Genomic DNA, 23340 nt, shown 5'->3' with positions numbered 1-23340 from the left:
CTATGCCAAAATCAAAATGATAGTTTAGATAGTCAATATCAGGAATTTCTATAATGGACGTGCGAGCGCTTCGAACTTTCATCGCCATTGTCGAAAACCGCGGCTTCGCACATGCAGCCAATGCGTTGAACTATTCGCAGCCCACGGTCAGCGCGCATATTTCCGGCTTGGAAGAGGACTTGGGCGTCGAGCTCTTCTTCAGGGATCGACGGCCTGTGGAGCTGACACCGCCGGGAGCGGCGCTGCTGCCCCATGCGCGCGTCATCCTCAATCAACTCGAGGCGGCACGCGGAGACGTGCTGGATTTCCTGGGCGCAAAGCGTGGCACGGTTCGCCTGGGGACTTATCCCAGTGCTACCGCGGGTTACATGCCCCGCCTGCTACAGCAATTCCGGTCAGTCTATCCGCTGATCGACATTCAGTTGGTCGAGCTGGGCGGCGCATACATGGAGCAGGCCGCCCTATCAGGCGACGTCAACCTGTTCCTCCGCCAGACAACGCCGCCGCTCTCGACCACCATTTTCGATAGCCAGCCGCTTTGGCGCGAGGATTTCAAAGTCATCCTCTGGAAGGACCACGAGTTGGCCAAACTGCCCGGCAGGATTCCCGCCAGGGCTTTGCTTGAACACCCCCTGATAATGACGGGTCGCTACCACACCGACGCCATTCTCACCCATCCGTTCTGGCACCGCCTCGGACAGCCACCACGGATCGCCTTTGAGGTCAGTCAGCCGCAATCCCTGTTTGAGCTGGTCCGTGCCGAACTTGGTGTAGGCGTCACGACCGCCTTGGCTGTTCACGTTTCTCGCATCGACGATCTGGTCGTCCGCAGCATCGACGACGACATGGCCATCCGCGACGTGTGCCTCTACTGGCCGCGTAGCCGGGCCCTCTCCATGGCCAGCCAAATCGTCAAGACCTTCATGCTGGAGCACGCAAGCATGCCGCCAAGCGCGCGAGCCCAGAGTGCGAGCTAGCGCGTTTGCCCGACACTACTCAATCAGACGGCGCCATGCAGGCTTAGCAGCGCTCTGGTTGATCCGGCCCCACGGAATCTGCGATGCGTCCCAAAAAATTCGTTGCAGGGCCACACCCACGCGCAATCGGAATGTCCGCTTTCGCGCACACCGAGTTTGCACCCAACGGCCGAAATGGGGTCGGCACTCGCCATCTGAGACCCTGCCACAATCATTTCTACCACGGCCGCTTCGGCCACAGGAGAAATGTAATGGGTATCTCACAGTACGACCCTGCCGCTGCAGGGAGACCAGCTTGGAACGCCGGTAGGCAGGTAGGCGCCAAACGTGCTTTGAAAATCAGACAGATATGGTCAATCCGCTTCTTTCTTGATCGGGAAGGTCGAATGCGAGATCGAGCCCTGTTCGACCTCGCGCTCGACAGCAAGCTTCGAGGTTGTGACTTGGTGAAAATCAAGATCGGCACGCTTGTGGTGGGATCGACTATTCGATCTCGATCAATGGTGATCCAGCAGAAGACGGGAAGACCAGTTCAGTTCGAGATCACCGCCGATACGAGGGCCAGCCTGCTCGCCTGGCTCGAACGCCGAGGTGGCAGCGTCGATGATTTCGCATTCCCCAGCCGCGTCCACCCCAACGACCACCTCAGCACGCGTCAGTATGCAAGACTCGTTGATGAGTGGGTGACAGCCATCGGCCTCACACCCGAGGAATACGGAACTCATTCCCTCCGCCGAACCAAGGCGTCGCTCATCTACAAGGCCACAGGGAATTTGCGGGCCATTCAAATCCTGCTTGGTCACAGCAAGATCGAGAACACAGTTCGCTACCTCGGCGTAGACGTCGACGACGCCCTATCGCTTTCCGAGGCAACGGAAATATAGCTCTCAATGTCCTCGCCGACGGTCACTTAAAGGCCGTCGGTGAAGCGCCCCATACCGGCCATTCACGCCGCGCGTTCGCTTTTCCAAGAGCAGCCATTGGCGGCCACTCATACGCGCAGCAGGGGCAGGAGCAACGCTAGGCCGGCAGCTTCCAAGTCATTTCACTGGTACAATCCGTGAAGGAGTGCCCTCGCTGGACGTGATTGATTTTGGATTTTGGCGCATCCCAGACCAGACGATCGTAAATGAGAGCGCTCGGCATCGAGTTTCTCATTCGACAATTCTTTACCCAGCCGTGTTAAATCTCCAACGCTATGAAGCCTTTTGCTGCACCCGAGCAATCAGTATCCGACCAGTCCTTGAGTGGACTTATCGAGCGCTGTTGGGCACTGGGTCGATCCGGAAACTGCATTTCCGGGCTAGAGGCATCAGAACTTCTTTATCGCATGGCCAAGTTGTCTGGCGACCGAAGAGCTGAGGCAGAGGCACTCAACCAGACCGCGTGGTTCTGCCTGCAATTGGGACTACCCGGTCGCGGCTACGATATGGCGATGGCAGCCAAGCGCGCCTGGGTGCAACTCAAAGAAATCCGGGGCCAAGCCGTTGCAGGCTCCATTTTAAGTTGGCTGCTCATTGAAATGGGCCTCGTAGATGAAGCGTTCATCGAGGCCGCCCAATGTCTTGAACTGGCTGAACGTCAGGCCGACCGAACGGTTTTAGCATTTGCACGGAATGCCAAGGCGGTTACCTATCTCTATTGCCGACAAGACCACCTAGCGCTGCCGCTCCTTCAAGAGGCGCTCGGAACCTTGAATGCCGATGAGGCCCCCTCGCTGAAATCACTGTTCCTGACGAACATCGCCTATTCTCAAGTTTCCCTCGCTGAGTCAGCCGAACGCGACGGCGACATGAGAAAAGGTCACGACTTACGAGTTAGGGCCATCGATACGAACAATCAGGCCATTGCCGTTGCATCAGCTTGCGGCGATTTCTGGAACCTTCGTACGGCCCTGTGCAACAGTGCGGAATATTATGCATGCCTGGGCGAATTGGCCCTTGCCGAACAATGCCTCGATCGCTGGGAGGAGGTGCCGGGGGACATAGGGTTACGGTCCGAAATCCACTACCTCTACACCCGTGGGGAATTGCTGACCAAAGCAGGCCATCTACAGGAGGCGGTTGCCGTCTGCCAACAAGCCGTCGCGCTCTCCGAGAATCACAAGCAAGCCGACCACAAGGCCAATAGCAATCGCCGACTTGCCGAAGCTCTGGAAGGGCTCGGGGACTATCGTGCCGCCCTATTATATTACAAACGCTACCACGATGCCTTCGAGGCCCAGATGGGCGAAACAACAAGGCGCAGGGCACAACACGTCGAAAGCCTACTTGAGAACGAAAGGCTGCGCGTCGAAGCCAATGCGCTCCGGCTGCAGGCCGAGCACGATGCTCTGACCGGGCTGATGAACAGACGCAGTTTCGAAGCGGCGATGCAGGCACTGGGGCATACTCGGTTTTGCCTGGCCATCGTGGACCTGGACCACTTCAAGTTGGTCAACGACACTTATTCCCACATCGTCGGCGACGCCGTTCTTAAACGAACGGCGGACATCCTGGCCAGCTTCCATACGCTCAAGGCCTACAGGCTCGGCGGAGAGGAGTTCGCTTTGCTGTTTGTGGATCAGTCGCTTGCCACGGCGGCGGATGAAGCGGAGAACGTTCGGTCGAGGATTGCTAAGTTCAACTGGTCCTCCGTCGTCGCAGGGTTGTCCGTCACCGCCAGTATCGGATTGGCAAGTTCTCAAACGACGCCCTTATCCAAGATTATGGAAGTTGCTGACCGGCAGCTGTATCGCGCAAAGGCCAGCGGGCGCGATATGGTCATGTCGGCTTGATATCTGGGCTAAGTTTGGCGAGGTTTCGTGTTTTGCCCGCGACATGCTGCCCGCGGATGATCCGTGCACTTCATTGGAGTGACCTTCCACCAGGCCGCTAGTGAACACGCGAGCAATCTAACTGCCGTGTCCGCTCTCTGCAAGCTCAATTTGCTTACCCGATGTCCGACCAGGGGCCAGGCAGCCGCCTGGCGGCGACGCGCCCCATTTCGGTCATTCAGGAGTTCGTAGCGCCTTACGAAAAGCAGACATCGCCAAACGCAAACATTGTGCGCAAACTGCAGGCTATTCGATTGCGAGAGCTCTGCAACTAACGGGGCGGAATTGGTGTCCGACCGTTCAGTTTTTCTTGCTGGCCCACAGCAAGCTCCCCTCCTAGATGCATAGCGGTTCAAAACTGCGAGGCAAAATGGACAAGATCGGCCTTTGGGTATCCCAACCTCATTTCGGGTTTCTCGAAATCGCAAAACTGATGGGTATCAGCAGCATCGTCGTCGAGCTGGAACACGGCACTTTCGATCTCGGGACACTGGACCAGTTTCTAGCGGTGACTCGGGCTCTGGGTGTCAGAACCCTGGCAAAGGTCATAGCACCCACGACAGAGGCCATTCAGCAGGCCCTCGATTTCGGCGCCGATGCCGTGATCATTCCCCACTTGCTCGGTATCGAGCACGCGCGCGAAGTCACCCAGGCCGCCAAATACCCGCCACAAGGTATCCGCTCCTATACAGGCGGACGCGTTTATGGCTATGGCCGACCTGCCGCCGATGCATTCGACAAGGAGAACCGGCGGACGCGCTGCTACGCCATGATCGAGACCGCCGAAAGTCTTGAAGATGTCGAGAAGATCGCCGCACTTCCCACCGTCGACGGCATCTTCCCAGGCCCTTCGGACCTGTCGCTGTCGCGCGGCCGTGGCGCCTATAGTTTTACTGAGGCAGACCGGTTCGACCTCGTGCGCTGCGCCCGGGCGGCCTTCACCTGCGGCAAGCCATGGGTGATGCCGGCGTGGACACCGGAAGAACGCCAGTTCGGCGTCAAGGAAGGCGCCGAACTTCTGGTGGTCGCCAGCCAGACCATGACGATCCGTGCCGGCCTCAATGCGACGCTCGGAGCCCTGCGGCAGGAGAAGATTCTGGCGTGAGCAAATCAAGACTCGGGTCTTGATGAGCCCACGCAAACCGTGCTGCAGTGGCCGTCAGGTTCGGCATTATCGAAACTGAAACGTCGTGAATATTCGTTTCCTCCAAACCGTCGTCTGGCTGGCCGAGCTGCGCAATTTCAGGGCGACGGCCGAGCGCATGCATATCACACCTGCCGCCATTTCCGGTCGCATTGCCGCACTGGAAGATGAATTGGGCTTTCGCCTCTTTGACCGGGACTCCCGCGACGTCAGCCCTACTGTCGAGGGAGCCCGCTTCATCGAAGGCGCCAAGGACATTGTCCACCGCTATGAGCAATTGCTGGAAGACACCAGCAATGCACTGGGCCCGGATGGCAATATTCGGATCGGCGTGCTGCCGAGCATGGCGGCCACCCTCCTGCCAGCCATTATCCGTACGCTACGCGATCGCTTTCCACGTGTCAGGGTCTCGGTGAGTACCGAGTCCTCCCCAACAATCCTGCAACGGCTCGAACACCGGGAGCTGGATGTCATATTGGGATTTCCTGGCAGTGATCATGAACTGTACCGCATCACCCCACTTTGTCAGTTCAAGATGATCTGGGTTTCAGGGCAGGACTATCCGCGGGACGATGACCCTATAGTGCGGGCCGAGCGACTTCGGGCCTCGCCGATTATTTCCTACGAGGTGGGCACGCAAAACCACCGCCGGCTCTCGGACTATTTGCGACAAGCACAGTTCGACGATGCCACAGTGCACTACTCCAATTCCCTCGCCACTACGATCGGCATGGTCAGCGCGGGTATCGGGCTTTCAGTGCTGCCGGCAGCCACCATTCGCTCCGAGCTTCTCGCAGGAACGTTGAAGGTCCTGGACGTAGATCAAGACTTTCCGTCTACGGACTACTTTGCCGTTTGCTTACAGACCCCAACTTCCCGGTTGGCACCGCGTGTCGCATCAATCGCTGCGGAATGTGCTTCTGCCTTTTGCGCTGATGTTGGGCAGAACTTTGCCCTCCCGCTTTAGCCGCGTATGCGTGGCGCTCTGTCGAGATGACGACGCATCAGCACCGCCGCAAAATCCCGATCCCCTTCCTGCACAGCATCTAGAATGGCCATATGCTCTTCGCACGATTGTTGCATGCGCTCGATGGGGAGGGATGGAAACGAAGCGAACTCATGGAGCCGCCGCAGCTGGTTCTGCATTTCGACTGAGCGCTTGATGAACACATTGCCGGAACATTCGGCCAGCAGCAGGTGAAAGCCCGCATTGATGGCAAAGAAGCCATCTGCGGTGCCGTCGCCGAGTTGCGCCAAGAAATTGCTATGCTCGGCCCTGACGCGCTCGGCGCCCCGCTTGTCGAGCGAAAAGCTTTCTTCCAGGAGGCCGCCACACTCGATCAGAATTCGGAACCGATAGCTTTGTTCGAGCGCAGCGGGCGTCGTCAGTGCGGGCTCGAAGTGCCAGCCCTTGCCCTGGCTGCGATGCACAATGCCGTACTGCGACAGCGTCTGCAGCGCCGCGCGCAACTGGCTGGCGGGGACGTTGTAGCGCGCCACAAGGTGGTTTTCGGCCACCGTGTCAGGCAGGTCACCATTGGCATATTCGCGTAGGATAATGTCGTGCAGGGCCCCGATGTCGCTCTGGGACCTCGAGGCATGCGATGCCATGAGACGCGCGGCTGCCTCGGTGAGGAAGAAGCCGCGATTGGGCCTGGCCTCGACAATTCCGCGGTCGGCCAAATGCTTGAGCGCCTGCCGGATCGGAGAGCGCGATACCCGCAGTTTCTGGCTCAGCCCAAGTTCTGTAAGGTGCGCCCCAACAGGGTAATTTTCCTTGATGGCCAGCTCGATAATCTGGTCCGCTAGAACGTGATGAAAACCCCGATCAGTCGCGGGGGTGCTCTCATCTTGGCGATCGTCTACCTTCATCTCATCGCCTTTCGTCGGGCCCTGCCCCGGCTCGCTCAAACCCGCCCCCCGGGCAGAACTGGGACGCACGCAACGCGATGACGCTCACCTACATCCACCAGCCTGGCGTCACTCCCGGCCTGTTTCCAGTCGAACTGCATACCAATAGGGGCAACCGGCTCATCGTCATAGTGCCGGCGCCGAATTTCATAAGCGCCGGGTTCCACCTGGTGCAAATCGGGCACGGCTTGCAGCAAAAGGCGCGTATAGGGGTGCTGGGGATTGTCAAAGATGGCGTCTCGCGCACCCTCTTCCACCACCCGCCCCGCCTGCATGACGACGACCCGGTCGGCAATCTGCTCGACCACGCCGAGATCGTGCGAAATGAAAAGATAGGCAAAGCCATGCTGGCGCTGCAATCGCTTCATCAGCTCCAGAATCTTGGCCTGTACCGTGATGTCGAGCGCGGAGACGGGCTCGTCGGCGATCACCAGCGAGGGACTCATGATAAGGGCCCTCGCGATGCAGACGCGCTGTCGTTGACCGCCAGAGAGTTGGTGAGGATAACGATCCAGAAACGAAGCCGGGAGATCGACCTCTTCAAGCACAGCCGCGGCTCGTGATCGATAGTCGCGGCGTTTCACGAGAGGATCGGCACGAAGGCCCTCGGACACGATTTCATGAATTCGGCGACGCGGATCGAGCGAGGAATAGGGATCCTGAAAGACGATCTGCGCCGTTCGACGCATCTGACGCAGCGCTTCGCGGGAAAGCTGCTGGATGTCCCGGCCGCCAATACGAATGGCCCCGCCCGATTTTTCAACGAGACGCAGGATGGCGCGACCCAGAGTGGTTTTGCCGGACCCCGATTCACCCACCACCGCCACTGTTTCGCCTGGACCGATGGCAAGCGAAACGCCCTTGAGTGCATTGGTCTTCGTCGGCGGCGCAAAGGGGAGCGCGGCCTTTCGGGTGAATGTCACGCGCAGTTCGTCTACTTCGAGCAAAGGTGGCCCGGCGGGGGAGGAAACGGGTTGGGTTCGCGACCAGGATTTGTCCCGGCTTGGCAATGAGGCAATCAGCGCCTGCGTATAAGGATGGGCGGGGCGAAGCAGGATGTTACGGGTTCGGCCCTGTTCCACCAGATTGCCCTTCTGCATGACCACGAGCCGCTCGGTATAGGCACCGACAACGCCGAGATCGTGTGAGATCAGCATGACGGCCACGCCAAGATCGCGGGTAATCTCGGCCATGATTTCGAGAACTTCGCGCTGAATGACGGCGTCAAGCGCCGTGGTGGGTTCGTCGGCAATCAGCAAGGCCGGCTGCATCAGCAGCACCGAGGCCAGCATGATGCGCTGCCGCATGCCGCCAGAGAATTCATGCGGATATTTGCGCAGGCAGGCCTGTGGGTCCTGGATGCGGACGCGGTCGAGCATGGCAAGGATTCGGCGTCTGCCTTCGCCATCGCCGAAGCGTCCGTGAGCACGGAGGCCTTCTTCGATCTGTGCCCCGATGGTGAGGGCGGGATTGAGCGAAGTCATCGGCTCCTGGAACACCATGCCGATGCCCGCGCCTCGCACAGAGCGCATTTCGCGTTCGCCAAGATCGAAGAGCGATCTACCCTCGAATGTCATGCGTCCTCGCAGGATACTCGCCTGGGGTGGCAGCAGGCGCATGGCGGCGCGAGCGAGCATGCTCTTGCCGCTGCCGGATTCGCCGACAACGCCTATGGTCTCGCCACGACCGAGGGAAAAGCTGATGTCGCGCACAACCTCGCCCACACCTGGAAAGGCGATCGATAGCCCCTCTACGGCGAACAGCGACACTGAATCTTGGGGCGTTTTTTCCATCAGGTATGTCCTTTCGCCCGAGGGTCGAGCCAGTCGCGGAGCGTGTCGCCGGTAAGGTTGACCCCCAGCAGGAGGTAGGAAATCGCGAGGCCCGGATAGATCACGGCCCACGGCGCCTGCGAGAAGATGTTGCGGCCATCCGAGAGCATCGCGCCCCAGGTCGGAACATGTGGCGGCACGCCGAGACCAAGGAAGCTGAGCGCGCTTTCGGTCAGCACGGCGGACCCAAAAAGACTCGTCCCGACGACGGTGAGCGGGGCAACGCAATTGGGAAGGATGTGGTAGGCGATCGTGAAGAGGTCATGATTGCCGAGAGCCTCTGACGCCTCGATATATTCTTTCTCTCGCAATGACAGGACAGTCGATCGGACGACGCGGAAGACCACAGGCGTGAACGTGATGGCCATGGCCCCGATCATCCCGGCAACGCTGGGGCCCGTGACGGTCATGATACCCAGGGCCAGCAAGATACCCGGCATGGCCAGAATGGCGTCCATCAGCAGCATGGCAGCGCGGTCAGCCCACCCCATGAAATAGCCCGACATTGCCCCGAGCAGGCTGCCGATCAACAAAGCGCCGGCAACCGCCATGCCGCTGACGGCGGAGCTGGTGGACGCGCCCAGCAGCAACCTGCTGAACAGGTCGCGCCCAAGGTGATCGGTGCCGAGCAGATGCGAAAGGCTGGGGGGCAGATATCGCTGGGTAAAATCGAGGGCATTGGGATCGAATGGCGTCCAGACGAGCCCGACCACGGCCAGCAGGGCGACGCTGATCAGCAGGATGGGGCCGATCCCGATCCGGTGAAGCGAAAGGAATGCGCGCATCATAGCTTAACCCTCGGGTCGAGCAGCGGGTAGCACAGGTCTACCAGGAGGTTGACGACGATGAAGATGAAGGAGACGAAGATCAGGCACCCCTGCACGACGAGATAGTCACGGGCATAGATGGCATCGACGAGATAGCGACCGAGGCCGGGAATGGAGAACACCGTCTCGGTCACCGCGGCCCCGCCCAGGCTGTTTCCCAAAGTGATGCCGATCAGGGTCAGTGTGGGCGCGAGGGAATTGGGCAGAACGTGACGAAGCAGGACCCGGCGCTCGCTCAACCCCTTAGCTCGGGCATGGGCGACGTAATCGAGCTGCAGAACTTCGAGGGCGCTGGAGCGCGCCATGCGCATGATCGAGGCTAGCTCCCCGACGACCAAGGCAGCGACCGGCATCAGCATATAGAGCACGCCGCGTACAAAGTCCTCGCCGAGCGAGACATAGCCAACCACCGGCAACCACTGCAGCTGAATGCCGAAAATCAGGATCAGGATCAGCCCGACCCAGAAGGTCGGCATCGAGACGAGCAGCATGGCGATCAGCCGGCTGACATAGTCGATGCCAGTGCGAGCCCGCCACGCAGCGATGACGCCCATAGGCACCGCAATCAGGGCGGCAAGTATAAGGGCCGTGCCGGCAAAGGCTGCCGTGACCGAGAAACGGTAGAGAATGGTAGGCAGGATCGGTTCTCCATTGCGCATGGAGTTGCCGAAATCGCCCTGCAACAGATTGACCAACCAGATTCCGAACTGGACCGGCAGGGGCTGGTCGAGGCCCAGCTCGCGACGGACACGGGCGATCGCTTCGAGATCGTCCATGTCGCCGACCAGCAATTGTGCAGGATCGCCGGGGATCAGCCGCATGAGAGTGAAGACAATGATGGCCACGACCAGCAGGGTCGGTATTGCCATGAGAATGCGTCTGAATGCGTAGAGCATGCTGATCCCCGTATCGGTGAGACTGGCCTACTCGGCCAGCCAGGCGCCCCAAAGGCGCGGATGTCCGACACCGAACTCCGTATAGCCAACCAGCTTGTCCGTGCTGGCGGCAACGACAGCGGGATTGTAGAGGCTCGCGCCTGGCAGATCCTCGATCAGAACCTTGTGCATGGCATCGAACGCAACCTGACGACCTGCGGGGTCGAGCGTGGTGGCAGCCTGACGCAGGAGAGCGGTGAACTCGTCCGAGACGATCTCATGCGCCTTGGCGGTGTCGGGCTTGGTATCGCTGACCAGTTCGAAGCTGAGATAGGGTTCGGTGCGTGGGGAGTAGCTGTAGACCATCATCTGATAGCCACCGGCATAATAGGCATCGTCCTGCGTCGCCCATTCGACCACTTCGAGCTCCACGTTGAAGCCGGCCCGCTTGAGCTGTTCCTGCACGATCAAGGCCGTGTCGTAGTCATCCTGGAAGCGCCGGTTGGTCATGATCTTGAGCGTTTCGCCGGTATAACCGGCTGCCTCGGCATGTGCCTTGGCATTGGCCGGATCAAAGGCGGGGCGCTCGTCCTGGGCACCGGTGTGGAAATTGCTCAGGAGCGGAATTGCCGACGGATTACCCTTGGCGAGGCCGTTGGACATGATCTGAGCGATCTCGTCGATGTCGACGGCTTCGGTGATCGCCTGGCGCAGCGCCACATCGGTGAAAAGGCCATCCTTACGATTGAACAGCAATAGCTTCCAGTTAAAGGAATCCGAGGAATAGACCTTGAGCCCATCCGTGGCCTCGAGCTCGGCCAAATCATTGGGAGTGAATTCGCGAGACAGTTGCACGTCGCCGGCAAGCAGAGCCGCCTTGGCCACTGCTGCATCGGGCACAACGACAAATTTCAGATTGTCGATATAGGGCGTGCGATCACCGGCAAAGCCGCTCTTAGGGTCGGCACTGGCGACATAGCCCTCGAACCGTTCGAGCGTCACATATTCGCCCTGCTTCCACTCGGCCAGCTTGTAAGGGCCGGTGGCGATGGGCGTTACAAGCTCACCGACAGCGTCGACGGAATCCGGATGCAGAATGGGGCCGATGCACTGGTGATTTGCCATTTTGGGCAGGAAGATTGCCGTCGGTTCGACGAGGTTGAACACGATGGTCTGGGCATCGGGGGTATCGATGGAGCTGATGACCACATCGCCACCCTCGACAAACCAGCTCCGGCAGCGCCAACCGGTTTCTTCCTTGAGCAGGCGTTCCCAGCTCCACTTGACCTCGGCCGAGGTCACGGGCGCGCCGTTATGAAAGGTCATCCCGTCGCGCAGGGTAAACGTGTAGCTCAAGCCATCGTCAGAGACCGCAAGCGACTTGGCGCCTAGCAGGCCCACGCTGCCATCTTCCTTATAGGCAACGAGCCCCTCGGCGATGTGATTGATGACGGCATCAGTATTGCCGTCACGCGTCACCCCGGGATTGATGCCCTGGATGTCTGTTGTCAGGGCGATGGCGACACTGCCACCGACGACGGGCGTGCCATTTTGTGCCAACGCGCTACCCGCCATGAGACTTGCGGCAAGCAAGCCGAGAGCATTGGCCCACAGTGCCTGTGGGACATTGAAAGATATTCCAGTCATGTCTTCTCTCCCTTGAGACCGTAAGGCGCGTCAGCGCCCACTTATGAAAACGCGTACTCCGTGAAGTCCTGCGTCAGATATGGCTGACGGCACACCCAAAGCCGGCCCCTCGCCGGCTCCATGATGATTGTCGCCACAGTCGATTCCATCACTCCCGCCTTACCCGCCATCGGCGGCTGCAACACGCCATAGGGCGCATCCTTGGCATCCATGAAGGCAGAGATGATAGTTTGCCGATCAACCGGCCCGTTGCGCCGCCTAAGGGTGCCTTCGATCAGCATCTCCCGAACAAGAGAATCCGGGGAGCGTCGCACGCCTTCGTCGACGGTCCCCACAAGGGCAGCCGGACTGGTGAAATGGTTGGCATGCACGAGGATGCCTTCATGCGGTTTGAGCCAAAAGACCGCCTCGGGCGTGGTTTCGAGGTCGATGGCCATGCCATCGCGATGGCTCAGCATGAAGTTGTGCGAATAATTCCGCGGTGACTTCATGATAACGCCGATGGCTTCACCGAGCGTTTTCTGGCGCAACACGTTTCGCCGGATGACAGGGCTGCAAACGCCCTGCGTTTCACCTTCTCGGTCAGTGTGCAGGCCATTGGCGGTCAGAGCCAGACCAGCATTGTTCATGCCGCAACGTGCCACCTGCCCCGCCTCGGCAAGACCAAGAATCTCGTGGCCCTTTTCGTCCCGGATGTGGAGCACGACGGTTGAATCCGCCGCAGCATCGAGCCAGTCCCAATTCTGCCCATGAAGGACCGTGCCATCGCGAGTGACCTCTGGCAGGGCTACAATGCCCGAACATTCGGCAGGCGCAGGCTGGGTTTTGTAGTGCCGCGCATTGATAACCTCGGTGCGGGCATTGATGGCTAGGATTGCCGCCACCGGCAGCTCCGCGCCCTCAGCAATTGCGCCGATTTCGACGTTGGTTTCCTGATCGTAGCGCTCGATATGCTCGGCGGCCTGAGTGCAGACGGCCTCAACCTGCGGCCAGAAAATACCGCGGCGTTCGAATTCTCCGCGATAAAGCTCAAGCCCTCGGCGGATGTGATCTCCCGCAGCCCGGCCGTATTGCAGGCCACGATCACGCGGCCCGCCTTCCATTGTGACAAGGGGAAAGGCCGTCATTTGCTGTCCTTCTGAACAAGGCATTGGCGGAAAAAGGCGAAGACGGGTTCCAGGACCCTGGTACCACTATGAGCAACCCCTTCGACCGTACTGAGCGTTACCGAGATTCCGTGCAGTTCGAGGTTCTGTCGCAGGGCTGCAAGGCGCTCGACGCGATTCGCACCCGCATCGTTGGCCCCCTCGCGCCAGGTCCAGCTTTCAGGCTTGATCCCCACATTCCAGGTTTCCGTATCCAGCGCGCCAACCACCAGGTGGACAGGGACTCGGCGCAAGGCTTCAAGGTCAATTTCCTTGCCAAACCGCTCGCCGAACCCGCCCGTACCCGGCCACCACTCAACCGCAGGATCGATGCGCGTCACCGAGCCTGGGGCACCGACCGACACACCGAGTAGATGATCGGGATGGAGATAGTAGAAGCGGTGCACAAACTGTCCGCCGCCCGAAAACCCGAAGAGGAGGAATTGCGGTTCAAGCTTATTCAGGGCGGCACGAACCTCCTCGACCATGGCTATCAAGATCTCGTCGAAGCGCAGGCCCTTGTATTCGAGATATTTGTAGTTGTGCTGTTCTTCCGGCGCTTCGGAATAGGGTGCGTACACACCCATGGGGAACAATGGCGCCAGGACGACACATCCGGTTTCCTCGGCCAGACTGGCGAACGCGTCGCGATAGCCTTCCGCGGTCCGCTTGGTGCCATGGACAGCAACAACCAGCCGGGCACTTTTCACCTCGTCCCGGTGATAGCCGGGCGGGACATAAAGGCAATACGAAAAACGGCTATCCTTCTGCAGCGAGAAGAATGGTGTTCCCTGGTAGTAGGGAAAGTAGCGCTCCATGCTCATCTGCAGCCCCCAACACTCATTTGTCACAATGTATTTATTGGCGCCTGCGTACAATGTAAAGCATCACCAACGGGCATACTGCAGGCACAGGCGGGTGCTCCAACACTCTGGAAATGCTGGCGTTTTGAATTATCTGGCGGAGAACCTCGCGCTATTGAGGCGAATTGCTGCACAAACTAGCGCGATTTCACCGAAATTCAGCTCAAAGCCGCTGAATTTTGCAGCGATCGGATCGACGCCGCATCGATACTGCGGAGCATGAACACACATCACGCTCCAGCCCTTGAGGCATCCACCGTGCTCGCCGGCGTTTTCGGCGCCCTCGAGCCATCACCGGTCCTGCCGATCCCGTCGCTAGCTCATCGCCTTGGCGTTGGATTCATCTATGCCAAGGTGGAAACAGGCCGCCCCCTCGGCAGTTTCAAGTCGTTGGGTGGGACATTTGCGGCCGTTGCGGCCATCGCACGCTCGCGCCTCTCCCTCCCAGCAGCCCAAGCAACAGCCTCTGCGCCGCACCTAGTCTGCGCGAGTGACGGCAACCATGGTCTCGCTGTCGCCACTGGCGCGCGTTACGCGGGTGCCAATTGCACCGTCGTGCTCCACAGCGGCGTGCCGGAGGTCAGGACCAGGCGCATTCGCGACGCCGGAGCGGTAGTGCGCATAGCCGGCGGAACATATGACGACGCCGTGGACCTGGCGCGAGAGCTTGCCGCCAAGAACGGCTACCTCCTCATACCCGATACCAGCCTCGACCCTGTAGACCCCGTGGTTGCTGATGTGATGGCCGGCTATGCCGTCATCTCCGACGAGCTCCGACGCCAGTTTTCGCAAGATCGCATCGCAACGCCGACGCATGTCTTCGTCCAGGCGGGAGTCGGAGGTCTCGCGGCCGCCATAACCGAAGGGTTGCGTGGGTGGCTGTCGGCCCCCGCACGCATCATCATCGTCGAGCCTGACCAGGCGCCCTGTGTCGCCCTCGCCATGGCCGCGGGGCGGCCGGTTCGGGCAGCGGGCAATCTCGAAACCTCGGCGGATATGCTCTCCTGCGGCGAAGCCAGCGCCCCGGCCCTCAAAACCCTGAGGGAATATGGTGTGACCTGCATGACCGTCTCGGAGGTGGAGTTGGCGAGATCCGTCAGAGAGCTTGAAGAGGCTTGCGGCGTTGAGACGACCAGTTCGGGCGCGGCAGGGCTCGCCGCTCTTGCCGCCGCGGCGGGCGACTCGCTTCGCCGCCAGGAACTGGACCTGACCGGCGACAGTAGAATTCTCCTGCTCGTTACCGAAGCCCGTCCGACGCCTTAAGCGCAGACCATTTGCCAGGAAGCTCACAATGACAATTTCCCCATCGACTCACGCCCACCTCACCCAGTGGCGCCGGCATCTGCACAGCCACCCCGAACTCGGCTTCGAGGAAACAGCCACATCCGATTTCGTCGCCGAGCGCCTGGCCGAAATGGGCATAGAGATCACGCGCGGGATTGGAAGAACCGGCGTCGTTGGTACCCTGCGAGCCGGCACGGGCAACAGATCGATCGGCCTGCGGGCCGACATGGACGCATTGGCGATCCAGGAAGTCGACGGACGCGATCACGGCTCCCAAATTCGTGGCAAGATGCATGCCTGCGGCCATGATGGTCACACCACGATGCTGCTCGGCGCCGCCCAACACCTTGCGGCCAATCCCGACTTCAGCGGCACCGTGCACTTCATCTTCCAGCCCGCGGAGGAGCATGGGCGTGGCGCCCTAAGCATGATCGAGGACGGTCTCTTCGAACGTTTTCCGGTCGAGGAAATCTACGGCATTCACAATATGCCCGGCATTCCCGTAGGCCATTTCGCGACGCGGCCCGGCCCATTCATGGGGGCCGAAGACAATTTCGAGATCGTTGTCACCGGCAAGGGCGTGCATGCGGCAAGGCCCCATTCCGGCGTTGATCCCATCGTGACGGCGTCCGCCATCGTCATGGGGTTGCAGACGATCGTGTCGCGGCGGATCGATCCGACCAAGCCTTGCGTCGTCTCGGTCACCGAGTTCATTACCAACGGGACGCGCAATGTCATTCCATCCGAAGTCCGGATCAAAGGGGACTGCCGCAGCTTCCTGCCGGAAGTCAGCGCAGCCATAGAAACCGAAATGCGTCGCCTCGTCGAATCCATCGCCGCCGGCTATGCCGCCAGCGCCACTGTCTCCTATAGCCGCGAATTTGTTCCTACCATCAACGCGGTCGAAACGACGGAGGCGGCCATACGCGTGGCTCGCATGGTCTTGGGCGCAGACGCCGTCGATGCCGAATGCCCATTGAGGATGGGATCTGAGGATTTCGCTCATATGCTGGCGCGGGTGCCTGGTACTTTCGTCAATCTTGGCAATGGTGTAGCCGGCACGCCAGGCGCGACGCCCTTGCACAATCCCGGCTACGACTTCAATGACGAGATCATTCCCCTTGGCGTGGCCTATTACGCAGCTCTTGTTGCCGATCGGCTTCCCCCGGGGGCATGAGGTATTCGGGAGGGGTAACCCCCTCCCGGTCTCACTTGGCCGCAAGGGCCTTCCGAACCATAAGGCTGGCGCCGGAAACATCGCCCAGCTTCTCGCCATCTCGAACCCGACGAATACGCTCGATGCCCTTGTCCTGGGCAATAAGGCACTGGTCAGCGAAGGCCTCGGCCCCCTCCCGCGGCAGCACCAGAATACCGGACTCGTCAGCCATGACGATATCCCCCGGATGCACCGGCACGCCGCCGCAACTGACGGGATAGTTGAAACTGCCACCGAGATTGGCAAGGCGCGTTGTTATGGCCGAAATGCCCCTAGACCAAACCGGCAGGCCGAAGCGTTCGATTTCCTCGGGGTCCGTCGCAGGACCATCGACGACCGCCCCAACGGCACCGGCACATTTTGCGGCATTGGTGACCCCGCCACCCCAACAGGCGTAACGGCTGTCTCCGAGGCGATCGACCACGACAAAATCGCCGGGACGCAACAGACCAGTCACATGATGGAGCAGAGTAGAATCCGTGCCGCTGATCGAGACTGTGACAGCACTCCCTACAATCCGCCCTCCTGGCCACAACGGGCGAAGCGTCCCATCCATGAATCCAGTATCGCGAAGATGCCCGGCAGTTGCCGTTTCGACATCGGCGAGCTTGGCGAGAAGCTCGACAGGCACTGGGGGCGGCATTGAATCAGAAATCAGATAGCGTGGCATTTGCGGCCTTCCATTTTCTTTGACAGCAAAGCCGATATCTATCTGAGTGCTTGAGGCTATTAGGGGCGAAGCCCCGTAGGCGATCGGGGAAAGAATGCAAAAGACGAGCGGCAAGAGCCGAGTTTCGGCCGAGCGGGACGACACCCATCTCGACTCCTTCGATCGCGCCATTCTCAACGTAGTGCAGGAAAACAATCAGCTCACGTCTTCGCAGATTGGAGAGCAAGTGGGCCTCTCGTCGACGGCCTGCCTCCGCCGCCTCGCTCGGCTGCGCCAGACCGGCATCATCAAGGCTGATGTGGCCATCGTTGACCCAGCGGTAGCTGGCGCCCGCATCACCTTGATTGTCCAGGTCTCCCTTGAACGCGAACAGGCCAGCCTGCTCGATCAGTTCAAGAAATCCATGACTGTTCAGCCCGAAGTGGTCCAATGCTACTACGTGACCGGCGCCCATGACTTCGTGCTTATCGTCAATGTTCGGGACATGGCCGCATATGACGAATTCACCCAGGAGCATTTCTTCAACAATCCCAATGTCCGGCAATTTTCCACTGCCGTAGTGATGCGGGAGGTCAAATTCTCGACGCGCATAGCGCTTTAGTCGAAGTCCAATTGTATTTATTGATTGTCAAAGACAAAACTGAGAAGCTCGATGCCAATCGTTCGCGAGCCTCTCATGTCCGTTTCAGAACCCCCAATTCGCCCAATCAACCCCCGCTTCTCTTCTGGGCCATCAGCCAAGCGCCCCGGCTGGCGCGCGGAGCACCTGAACCAACACTCGCTTGGCCGTTCCCACCGGGCACCGGCCGCACATAGCCGCATCGCACACGCCATCGATCTGACCCGCCAATTGCTCGATATCCCGCCCGACTATCTGGTGGCAATTGTGCCGGGTTCCGACACCGGTGCCGTGGAGATGGCACTGTGGTCGTTGCTCGGGCCCCGCGGTGTAGACGTGCTCGCCTGGGAGCACTTTGGGGGCCTGTGGGCCAGTGACATTGTCGATCAGCTCCACTTGCCCGATGTGCGGATTCTCACAGAACCTGGCGACGTCCGGGACCGACTGGCAAGGGTCGACTGGCGGCGCGACGTTGTGTTTACCTGGAATGGCACCGCCACTGGAACGCGCGTACCAGATGGCGAGTGGATCGACGACGCTCGCGAGGGCCTTGCAATCTGCGACGCCACCTCCGCAGTTTTCGGAGAACGCATTCCCATCCGCAAGCTCGATGTGATCACCTTTTCCTGGCAGAAGTGCCTCGGCGGAGAAGCGGCCCACGGCATACTCGTCCTGAGCCCACGGGCAGCAGAGCGGGTGCTCTCGTATAACCCGCCCTGGCCGATGCCCAAGGTCTTCAGACTGAAGGACACCAACGGCTTCCTCCCTGGTCTCTTTTCAGGCAACACCATCAACACCGTCTCCCTTCTTTGCGTCGAGGACGCCATCGACAGCATGGAGTGGGCCCTATCCATAGGCGGACTGGAGACGCTCGTCGCACGCGTTCATGCCAATTATGGCGTCATTGCCGACTGGGAGGCCTCTTGCGACTGGGCAGCCTTTCTCGAACCGGCCGAACCCTGTCGCTCTCGTACATCGGTTTGCATCCGTATCACCGATCCCTCCGTTCTTGGTCTCGACGAAAGCAGGCAACGTGCATTGCTGTCCGCAATGGCTACGCGATTGGATAATCTGGGCGTCGCGTTCGACATCTCGGGCTTTCGAACAGCACCCCCGAGCATCAGAATCTGGTGCGGGCCTACGGTTGAGTCGGGAGACCTTCTAGCCCTGATGCCTTGGCTCGACTGGGCATTTGGCCAAGAAAGAGGAATGCATTAGGTGGCGAACAGACTACCTTAGCTTGCTAGAGTCGCCCACGAGTTGACCGCGTTCACAGGCGCGCCCAGCCGCGGCGCCAGTGCGCAGAGTATCAAGCTCTCACTCCGTCATGAACGCGCCCCATACCGGCCGTTCGGATCACACTAAGGATTTCCCGAAACCTGCCGGTCAGCTTGGCTGCCGCCCGTCGAAATGGGGTGGAAAAGTCCGCTCACATATGGCGTCGGCATTATAATGGCGACGGAAACCCTTCGGGCCTGATCTATTTGGTAAAAAAGGCTTCATCGCTGAAGCGCTGGGGCCACACGTCCGCGGGAGGAGGATATGAGCGTTACACCGCCGGAGCGGCCTTAGGAACGAACCAGCGGTCTTAGTGGGGACCGAAGGCCAGCTGAACCGTCTTCAGCCCGGCGAACTTGTCGATAGCGAACCGCCTTCGTCGCCACCCCGCTCTGGCCATGACCAACCAGTGCGCGGGTGATGCAGGTGTTCATTTCCATGTTCCGCTGCGGAACTCCCTGGCACACTGGAACCGCTGCGTCGAGCTTGATGATCCAAGCGCCGGAAGCTTCACGATATGTTGGCCATCTCGATTGCTTCGCCGACTGCGTCGAAATCATCCAAGTAGCGTTGGGATACTCCAATGCTGCTGCCATGATAAGACAACCTGTGGGGGCATCTTGATCATGCGCTCGCGTCGAGTTGAGGTTTCATAGGGTGTGCTGTACGCTGTTACAGTAAGGGGAACGCATGGCACGAACAGTAAGCAAACCGACCGGGGGGCAGCAGAAGGAAGCTGCGGCCCTAAAACCGCTGACAGCATCGCGGGCTCGGTTTGCTGGTGGGGAGGCGCTCCCGCGCCAGGCTTTTGGCGGATCCAGCCAGCTTGCGGGTAGAACGAATGAGTTCGTCGAACTTGTAGAACCGACGCGCGATGTAAAAGAGCTCGTTCTCTCGCGCGATGTTGCGCGAACGCTCCTTGATGTGGCTGATGAATATCGCCATGGCGAAGACATTCGTAGCCATGGCCTGCCGTTGCGAACGCGACTGTTGTTCTGCGGGCCACCGGGCTGCGGCAAGTCCCTAACCGCAGAGGTCATGGCTAAGGAGCTCGGTTTACCGCTGATGGTGGCAAAACTGGACACCCTGATCGGCTCAATGCTTGGAGAAACGGCGTCCAACCTTCGCCGGGTCTTCGATGCTGCCGAGCGTCAAACTTCGCTTCTGTTCCTCGATGAATTTGACGCGCTAGCGCGCACGCGATCCGATCCTTCGGAGCACAGCGAAATGCGGCGTGTCGTGAACAACCTGCTTTTGATGATCGAGCGGTTCAAGGGTCGTGGGTTCATTGTTGCTGCAACCAATCTCGAGGCAACGATCGACCCCGCTATCATCCGTCGCTTCGACGAAGTGGTGTTATTTGATCGGCCCAGCGCGTCAGAAGTCAGGCAGCTAATCAAATTCAAAACGCGCAATTTTGGCGTTGAATTCGATATAGCCGAGAATGCATCCGAGCTGGTCGGCAGAAGTCATGCCGATGTGGAGCGGATTTGCTACACCGCAATGCGCCACGCCATCATGGGCAAGCGCAAGAAGATCTCCCATGACGACTTTAACTATGCCATGGATTCGGATCGACGGCGTAAAGATATCCAGAATAAGGTGGGCGCCTCGACTTAGTGGAGGATTGCATTGGCTCGCCGGCCTCATCTTACGCTCAGACGCCTCGATGGTGAACTCGAACGACGCAAAAGACCTGGTTTTGGTGGCGGTCCGCAGAGGGATAATCGGGCTCACGGTGGGCAGCTTCTCCAGCAGCTAACCGAAATTGTTCAGCGGGCTGCTCAGCGGAATGCCGACGAACCCGATGTCGCTCCTGACCCTACGGTAATTCTGCGCATTAATACGAGCGACGGCGGCTATTTGGCCGAGGATGCTCTCGAGAATTCCGGCCTTCAAATCCTTGAGCAGCGTGGAAATCAGGCCACCATCGTCATCTCTACCGACCCTCAACTGCGCGTCCTGCAGCAGCGCACCACACAGTATGCTGGACCCATTCCCGCCGGACAAAAGGGTGCCCGACACGCAGGTATATTAGGCGTGGTCGATAGCTTTGACGAATTGGAACCTGATGATCGAATTGGCACCGCGCTTGTTCGGCATGGTTTCGCCACTGCCGAGGACATCGACAATGACACCGAATTTCTGGTCGATGTAGAGCTCTGGGATATCGACGATCGTCTTGTTCGGGAGCTCCATCTCAACCGCGTCGAGCGCAAGGTTCAGGAATATGATGGCGAGCTTCTAAGCCAATATCGAGGCGCGGGTATTTTTATCGCGCGGGTACGAATATCCGGAATTGGCCTTCGTGAGCTTCTCGCACTGAAAGAGGTTGCGTGGATCGATCTCCCTCCTGTGCCGGATTTTGCGCCTGACGAGGGTGCAGAAATGACGGTAGATGACCTTCCGCCGATTGATGCTCCGCCGCCAGGTTCAATTTGCGTTGGCATCATAGACTCGGGGATCATTGCATCACACCCAATGCTTGCGGGTGTCGTCGCCGGCGCCTTCGGTGTGCCGGAACGATTGGGAAGCGACGATGAGAGGCGCCACGGAACCGCTGTTGCGGCCCTGGCCGCCTATGGTTCTGTCGCGGAACAAATTCAGCATGATCGCCTCCGGCCGAGATTTCGAATAGCGAGTGCAAAGGTTGTCGACGCCCGTGGAAGATTTGACGAAGACCGCACCGTGGCCGACATCATCGAGGAGGCCATTCGAAGGCTGCACGATGAATTCGGCTGCCGCGTTATCAACATTTCGCTGGCGGACATCGAGCACCTCGTAGGCGGTAGGCCTTCGAACTGGGCGATGACGTTGGACAATCTCGTGCGAGAGCTTGGCGTGATCGTTACCTTATCCGCTGGCAACATAGGCGAGATCAGTCAGCGCCTGAAGGACGAGGGGCTGGGTATCTATCCCAATTACTTGCTGAAGGAGGAGAATCGACTTTACGAACCCGCCAGCTCAGTAAGCTCACTGGTCGTTGGATCCCTAGCCCACGGCAACGGTCTTATGCCTGACGATATCCACGACGTGGACATTGTTCCCATCACCGACGCACACCACCCATCGCCATTCAGCCGCTCTGGTCCCGGCTTCAATGATGGGATCAAGCCGGATGTTGCGGAGTACGGTGGCACTGCGGTTTGGTCCGGCTTTAATGCGCGCCTTTTCGCAGATCGTGAGAGTTGCGGCGTACTGACCCTCAACCCCAACTATCTCCAAAGCCTGATGGAATACCGGCACGGTACCTCGTTTGCCGCGCCAGCGGCCGCGTTCAAAGCAGCCGCACTACTCGAGGAATTTCCAAACGCGAGCGCTAACTTTATCCGCGCCCTGATGGGCTTGGGAACCGATCATCCCGAGGATTTACTGGATCGGGTGACATCGGCGAATGGGCGCGAACATTTCAGGTACGCAGGATACGGGGTATCCGATCTAAACCTCGCGATTGCGTCCGAAGATGGCCGGGTTGTGATGGCAGTGGAAGACAGCCTTCTGGTGGACCGTTTTGCTGTCTATCAGGTACCTATCCCTACCGATTTCCAGACCGCTCGTGGCACTCGGCACATCAAGGTCTCGCTCGCCTTTGACCCCCCGGTGCGAAACAGCCGCAAGGAATACCTTGGTATAAAAATGGGGTACCAGTTGGTGAGGGGGAAAAGCGCTGCGGAGGTTTTCGAACGCTTCCGCAAATGGGAAGCCGATGAGAAAGAGGACGCCGGCGGCGAGGCCTACACCTTTGAAAATAGGTATCTCTGCGACCTTACTCCAAACCTGACCATGCGAGAGGCTGGCACGCTGCAAGTGGGTACTTATATTCGGAAGCGAGACATGTCCGGATATGGCGACAACTACTACCTGGTGGTCAAATGTGAAGGGAAATGGGCTGCAAATTTGGTTGACCAACAGACCTTCGCCGTGGCCGTTGAGCTATGGCACGAGGCACTGGTGGAGCTGTACCAGGAAGTGGCTCTGAGGGCGTAATGCTGAAGCCGGATGCGAGGATCGCCACTCACGCCGCCAATAGCAACACTTGAAGGCGGCTTTCAATGATCCGCCCGCCAAGAGCTGCCTGTCCGTTTACGGCCCCTAACGCGACACTCAGATCTATTGAGTTCGCAGTTTTATTCTGAATGGCAGAATTTGGCGCACCCGGCGAGATTCGAACTCACGACCTCTGCCTTCGGAGGGCAGCGCTCTATCCAGCTGAGCTACGGGTGCATGCCGGATTCGG

General features: G+C 59.4%; 19 protein-coding genes and 1 tRNA gene. 11 read left to right on the top strand and 9 right to left on the bottom strand.

Features of this window, described 5'->3' with window-relative positions:
* Window positions 1-53 precede the first annotated feature (53 nt).
* The 5 genes from ACSQ2A_RS10965 to ACSQ2A_RS10945 all read left to right on the top strand — a co-directional run bounded on the left by ACSQ2A_RS10965 (window position 54) and on the right by ACSQ2A_RS10945 (window position 5903).
* A complete protein-coding gene (locus ACSQ2A_RS10965; RefSeq protein ID WP_436072257.1) occupies window positions 54-977 on the top strand; it encodes a LysR family transcriptional regulator in 924 nt (307 codons plus the stop codon).
* Window positions 978-1228: 251 nt separating this feature from the next.
* Window positions 1229-1861 carry a tyrosine-type recombinase/integrase gene (locus ACSQ2A_RS10960; RefSeq protein ID WP_436072256.1) on the top strand — a complete coding sequence of 211 codons (633 nt, stop codon included), beginning with the start codon at window positions 1229-1231 and terminating at the stop codon, window positions 1859-1861.
* Window positions 1862-2307: 446 nt separating this feature from the next.
* A complete protein-coding gene (locus ACSQ2A_RS10955; protein WP_436072255.1) occupies window positions 2308-3753 on the top strand; it encodes a diguanylate cyclase in 1446 nt (481 codons plus the stop codon).
* A 409-nt stretch (window positions 3754-4162) separates the two neighbouring features.
* Window positions 4163-4897: an HpcH/HpaI aldolase family protein gene (locus ACSQ2A_RS10950; RefSeq protein ID WP_436072254.1), complete on the top strand. Its 735-nt coding sequence runs from the start codon at window positions 4163-4165 to the stop codon at window positions 4895-4897.
* Window positions 4898-4982: 85 nt separating this feature from the next.
* Window positions 4983-5903: a LysR family transcriptional regulator gene (locus ACSQ2A_RS10945; RefSeq protein WP_436072253.1), complete on the top strand. Its 921-nt coding sequence runs from the start codon at window positions 4983-4985 to the stop codon at window positions 5901-5903.
* Here ACSQ2A_RS10945 and ACSQ2A_RS10940 read toward each other — a convergent pair.
* From ACSQ2A_RS10940 to ACSQ2A_RS10910, 7 genes are read right to left on the bottom strand one after another with little or no spacing between them, the layout of a single operon-like run.
* Window positions 5900-6808: a GntR family transcriptional regulator gene (locus ACSQ2A_RS10940; RefSeq protein ID WP_436072252.1), complete on the bottom strand. Its 909-nt coding sequence runs from the start codon at window positions 6806-6808 to the stop codon at window positions 5900-5902. The genes ACSQ2A_RS10945 and ACSQ2A_RS10940 overlap by 4 nt on opposite strands.
* A gap of 35 nt (window positions 6809-6843) precedes the next feature.
* Entirely contained in the window at window positions 6844-8640 is a 1797-nt protein-coding gene (locus ACSQ2A_RS10935) for an ABC transporter ATP-binding protein (protein WP_436072251.1), read from the bottom strand.
* Window positions 8640-9467: an ABC transporter permease gene (locus ACSQ2A_RS10930; RefSeq protein ID WP_436072250.1), complete on the bottom strand. Its 828-nt coding sequence runs from the start codon at window positions 9465-9467 to the stop codon at window positions 8640-8642. Before ACSQ2A_RS10930 ends, ACSQ2A_RS10935 begins: the two co-directional genes overlap by 1 nt.
* Window positions 9464-10402 carry an ABC transporter permease gene (locus ACSQ2A_RS10925; RefSeq protein WP_436072249.1) on the bottom strand — a complete coding sequence of 313 codons (939 nt, stop codon included), beginning with the start codon at window positions 10400-10402 and terminating at the stop codon, window positions 9464-9466. Before ACSQ2A_RS10925 ends, ACSQ2A_RS10930 begins: the two co-directional genes overlap by 4 nt.
* Before the next feature lie 27 nt (window positions 10403-10429).
* On the bottom strand, window positions 10430-12028 hold the full coding sequence (locus tag ACSQ2A_RS10920; protein ID WP_436072248.1) for an ABC transporter substrate-binding protein: 1599 nt from the start codon (window positions 12026-12028) through the stop codon (window positions 10430-10432).
* Between the two features lie 41 nt (window positions 12029-12069).
* Window positions 12070-13155 carry a C45 family autoproteolytic acyltransferase/hydolase gene (locus tag ACSQ2A_RS10915; RefSeq protein ID WP_436072247.1) on the bottom strand — a complete coding sequence of 362 codons (1086 nt, stop codon included), beginning with the start codon at window positions 13153-13155 and terminating at the stop codon, window positions 12070-12072.
* Window positions 13152-13997, bottom strand: coding sequence for an alpha/beta hydrolase (locus tag ACSQ2A_RS10910; protein ID WP_436072246.1), 846 nt, complete (start codon window positions 13995-13997; stop codon window positions 13152-13154). Before ACSQ2A_RS10910 ends, ACSQ2A_RS10915 begins: the two co-directional genes overlap by 4 nt.
* Before the next feature lie 258 nt (window positions 13998-14255).
* Between ACSQ2A_RS10910 and ACSQ2A_RS10905 the strand changes: the two genes are divergently transcribed.
* Entirely contained in the window at window positions 14256-15299 is a 1044-nt protein-coding gene (locus ACSQ2A_RS10905; RefSeq protein ID WP_436072245.1) for a pyridoxal-phosphate dependent enzyme, read from the top strand.
* A 28-nt stretch (window positions 15300-15327) separates the two neighbouring features.
* Entirely contained in the window at window positions 15328-16497 is a 1170-nt protein-coding gene (locus ACSQ2A_RS10900; protein ID WP_436072244.1) for a M20 aminoacylase family protein, read from the top strand.
* 31 nt (window positions 16498-16528) lie between these two features.
* Here the strand turns inward: ACSQ2A_RS10900 and ACSQ2A_RS10895 are convergent, their stop codons facing one another.
* Window positions 16529-17206: an RraA family protein gene (locus tag ACSQ2A_RS10895; RefSeq protein ID WP_436072243.1), complete on the bottom strand. Its 678-nt coding sequence runs from the start codon at window positions 17204-17206 to the stop codon at window positions 16529-16531.
* A 94-nt stretch (window positions 17207-17300) separates the two neighbouring features.
* On the opposite strand from ACSQ2A_RS10895, the gene ACSQ2A_RS10890 reads away from it, so the two are divergent.
* The 4 genes from ACSQ2A_RS10890 to ACSQ2A_RS10875 all read left to right on the top strand — a co-directional run bounded on the left by ACSQ2A_RS10890 (window position 17301) and on the right by ACSQ2A_RS10875 (window position 23090).
* Window positions 17301-17807 carry an Lrp/AsnC family transcriptional regulator gene (locus tag ACSQ2A_RS10890; protein ID WP_436072242.1) on the top strand — a complete coding sequence of 169 codons (507 nt, stop codon included), beginning with the start codon at window positions 17301-17303 and terminating at the stop codon, window positions 17805-17807.
* A 75-nt stretch (window positions 17808-17882) separates the two neighbouring features.
* Window positions 17883-19043, top strand: coding sequence for a phosphoserine transaminase (locus ACSQ2A_RS10885; RefSeq protein WP_436072241.1), 1161 nt, complete (start codon window positions 17883-17885; stop codon window positions 19041-19043).
* Between the two features lie 750 nt (window positions 19044-19793).
* Window positions 19794-20723, top strand: coding sequence for an AAA family ATPase (locus tag ACSQ2A_RS10880; RefSeq protein ID WP_436072240.1), 930 nt, complete (start codon window positions 19794-19796; stop codon window positions 20721-20723).
* Window positions 20724-20735: 12 nt separating this feature from the next.
* Window positions 20736-23090 carry a S8 family serine peptidase gene (locus ACSQ2A_RS10875; protein ID WP_436072239.1) on the top strand — a complete coding sequence of 785 codons (2355 nt, stop codon included), beginning with the start codon at window positions 20736-20738 and terminating at the stop codon, window positions 23088-23090.
* A 160-nt stretch (window positions 23091-23250) separates the two neighbouring features.
* Here the strand turns inward: ACSQ2A_RS10875 and ACSQ2A_RS10870 are convergent.
* Window positions 23251-23327, bottom strand: a tRNA-Arg gene (locus tag ACSQ2A_RS10870).
* Window positions 23328-23340: the final 13 nt, after the last annotated feature.

It is taken from the genome of Devosia sp. LjRoot3 (assembly GCF_964252865.1).
In the GTDB taxonomy this organism is placed as follows: Bacteria; Pseudomonadota; Alphaproteobacteria; order Rhizobiales; family Devosiaceae; genus Devosia.
This window is presented reverse-complemented; position numbering and strand designations above follow the sequence as displayed.

Bases quoted from the DNA above. Each gene is read 5' to 3' on its own strand.
- ACSQ2A_RS10890 (WP_436072242.1), top strand. From the start codon at position 17,301: ATGCAAAAGACGAGCGGCAAGAGCCGAGTTTCGGCCGAGCGGGACGAC.
- ACSQ2A_RS10960 (WP_436072256.1), top strand. From the start codon at position 1,229: ATGGGTATCTCACAGTACGACCCTGCCGCTGCAGGGAGACCAGCTTGG.
- ACSQ2A_RS10930 (WP_436072250.1), bottom strand. From the start codon at position 9,467: ATGATGCGCGCATTCCTTTCGCTTCACCGGATCGGGATCGGCCCCATC.
- ACSQ2A_RS10885 (WP_436072241.1), top strand. From the start codon at position 17,883: ATGTCCGTTTCAGAACCCCCAATTCGCCCAATCAACCCCCGCTTCTCT.
- ACSQ2A_RS10915 (WP_436072247.1), bottom strand. From the start codon at position 13,155: ATGACGGCCTTTCCCCTTGTCACAATGGAAGGCGGGCCGCGTGATCGT.
- ACSQ2A_RS10880 (WP_436072240.1), top strand. From the start codon at position 19,794: ATGGCACGAACAGTAAGCAAACCGACCGGGGGGCAGCAGAAGGAAGCT.
- ACSQ2A_RS10910 (WP_436072246.1), bottom strand. From the start codon at position 13,997: ATGAGCATGGAGCGCTACTTTCCCTACTACCAGGGAACACCATTCTTC.
- ACSQ2A_RS10965 (WP_436072257.1), top strand. From the start codon at position 54: ATGGACGTGCGAGCGCTTCGAACTTTCATCGCCATTGTCGAAAACCGC.
- ACSQ2A_RS10905 (WP_436072245.1), top strand. From the start codon at position 14,256: ATGAACACACATCACGCTCCAGCCCTTGAGGCATCCACCGTGCTCGCC.
- ACSQ2A_RS10895 (WP_436072243.1), bottom strand. From the start codon at position 17,206: ATGCCACGCTATCTGATTTCTGATTCAATGCCGCCCCCAGTGCCTGTC.
- ACSQ2A_RS10940 (WP_436072252.1), bottom strand. From the start codon at position 6,808: ATGAAGGTAGACGATCGCCAAGATGAGAGCACCCCCGCGACTGATCGG.
- ACSQ2A_RS10920 (WP_436072248.1), bottom strand. From the start codon at position 12,028: ATGACTGGAATATCTTTCAATGTCCCACAGGCACTGTGGGCCAATGCT.
- ACSQ2A_RS10925 (WP_436072249.1), bottom strand. From the start codon at position 10,402: ATGCTCTACGCATTCAGACGCATTCTCATGGCAATACCGACCCTGCTG.
- ACSQ2A_RS10955 (WP_436072255.1), top strand. From the start codon at position 2,308: ATGGCCAAGTTGTCTGGCGACCGAAGAGCTGAGGCAGAGGCACTCAAC.
- ACSQ2A_RS10900 (WP_436072244.1), top strand. From the start codon at position 15,328: ATGACAATTTCCCCATCGACTCACGCCCACCTCACCCAGTGGCGCCGG.
- ACSQ2A_RS10935 (WP_436072251.1), bottom strand. From the start codon at position 8,640: ATGGAAAAAACGCCCCAAGATTCAGTGTCGCTGTTCGCCGTAGAGGGG.
- ACSQ2A_RS10950 (WP_436072254.1), top strand. From the start codon at position 4,163: ATGGACAAGATCGGCCTTTGGGTATCCCAACCTCATTTCGGGTTTCTC.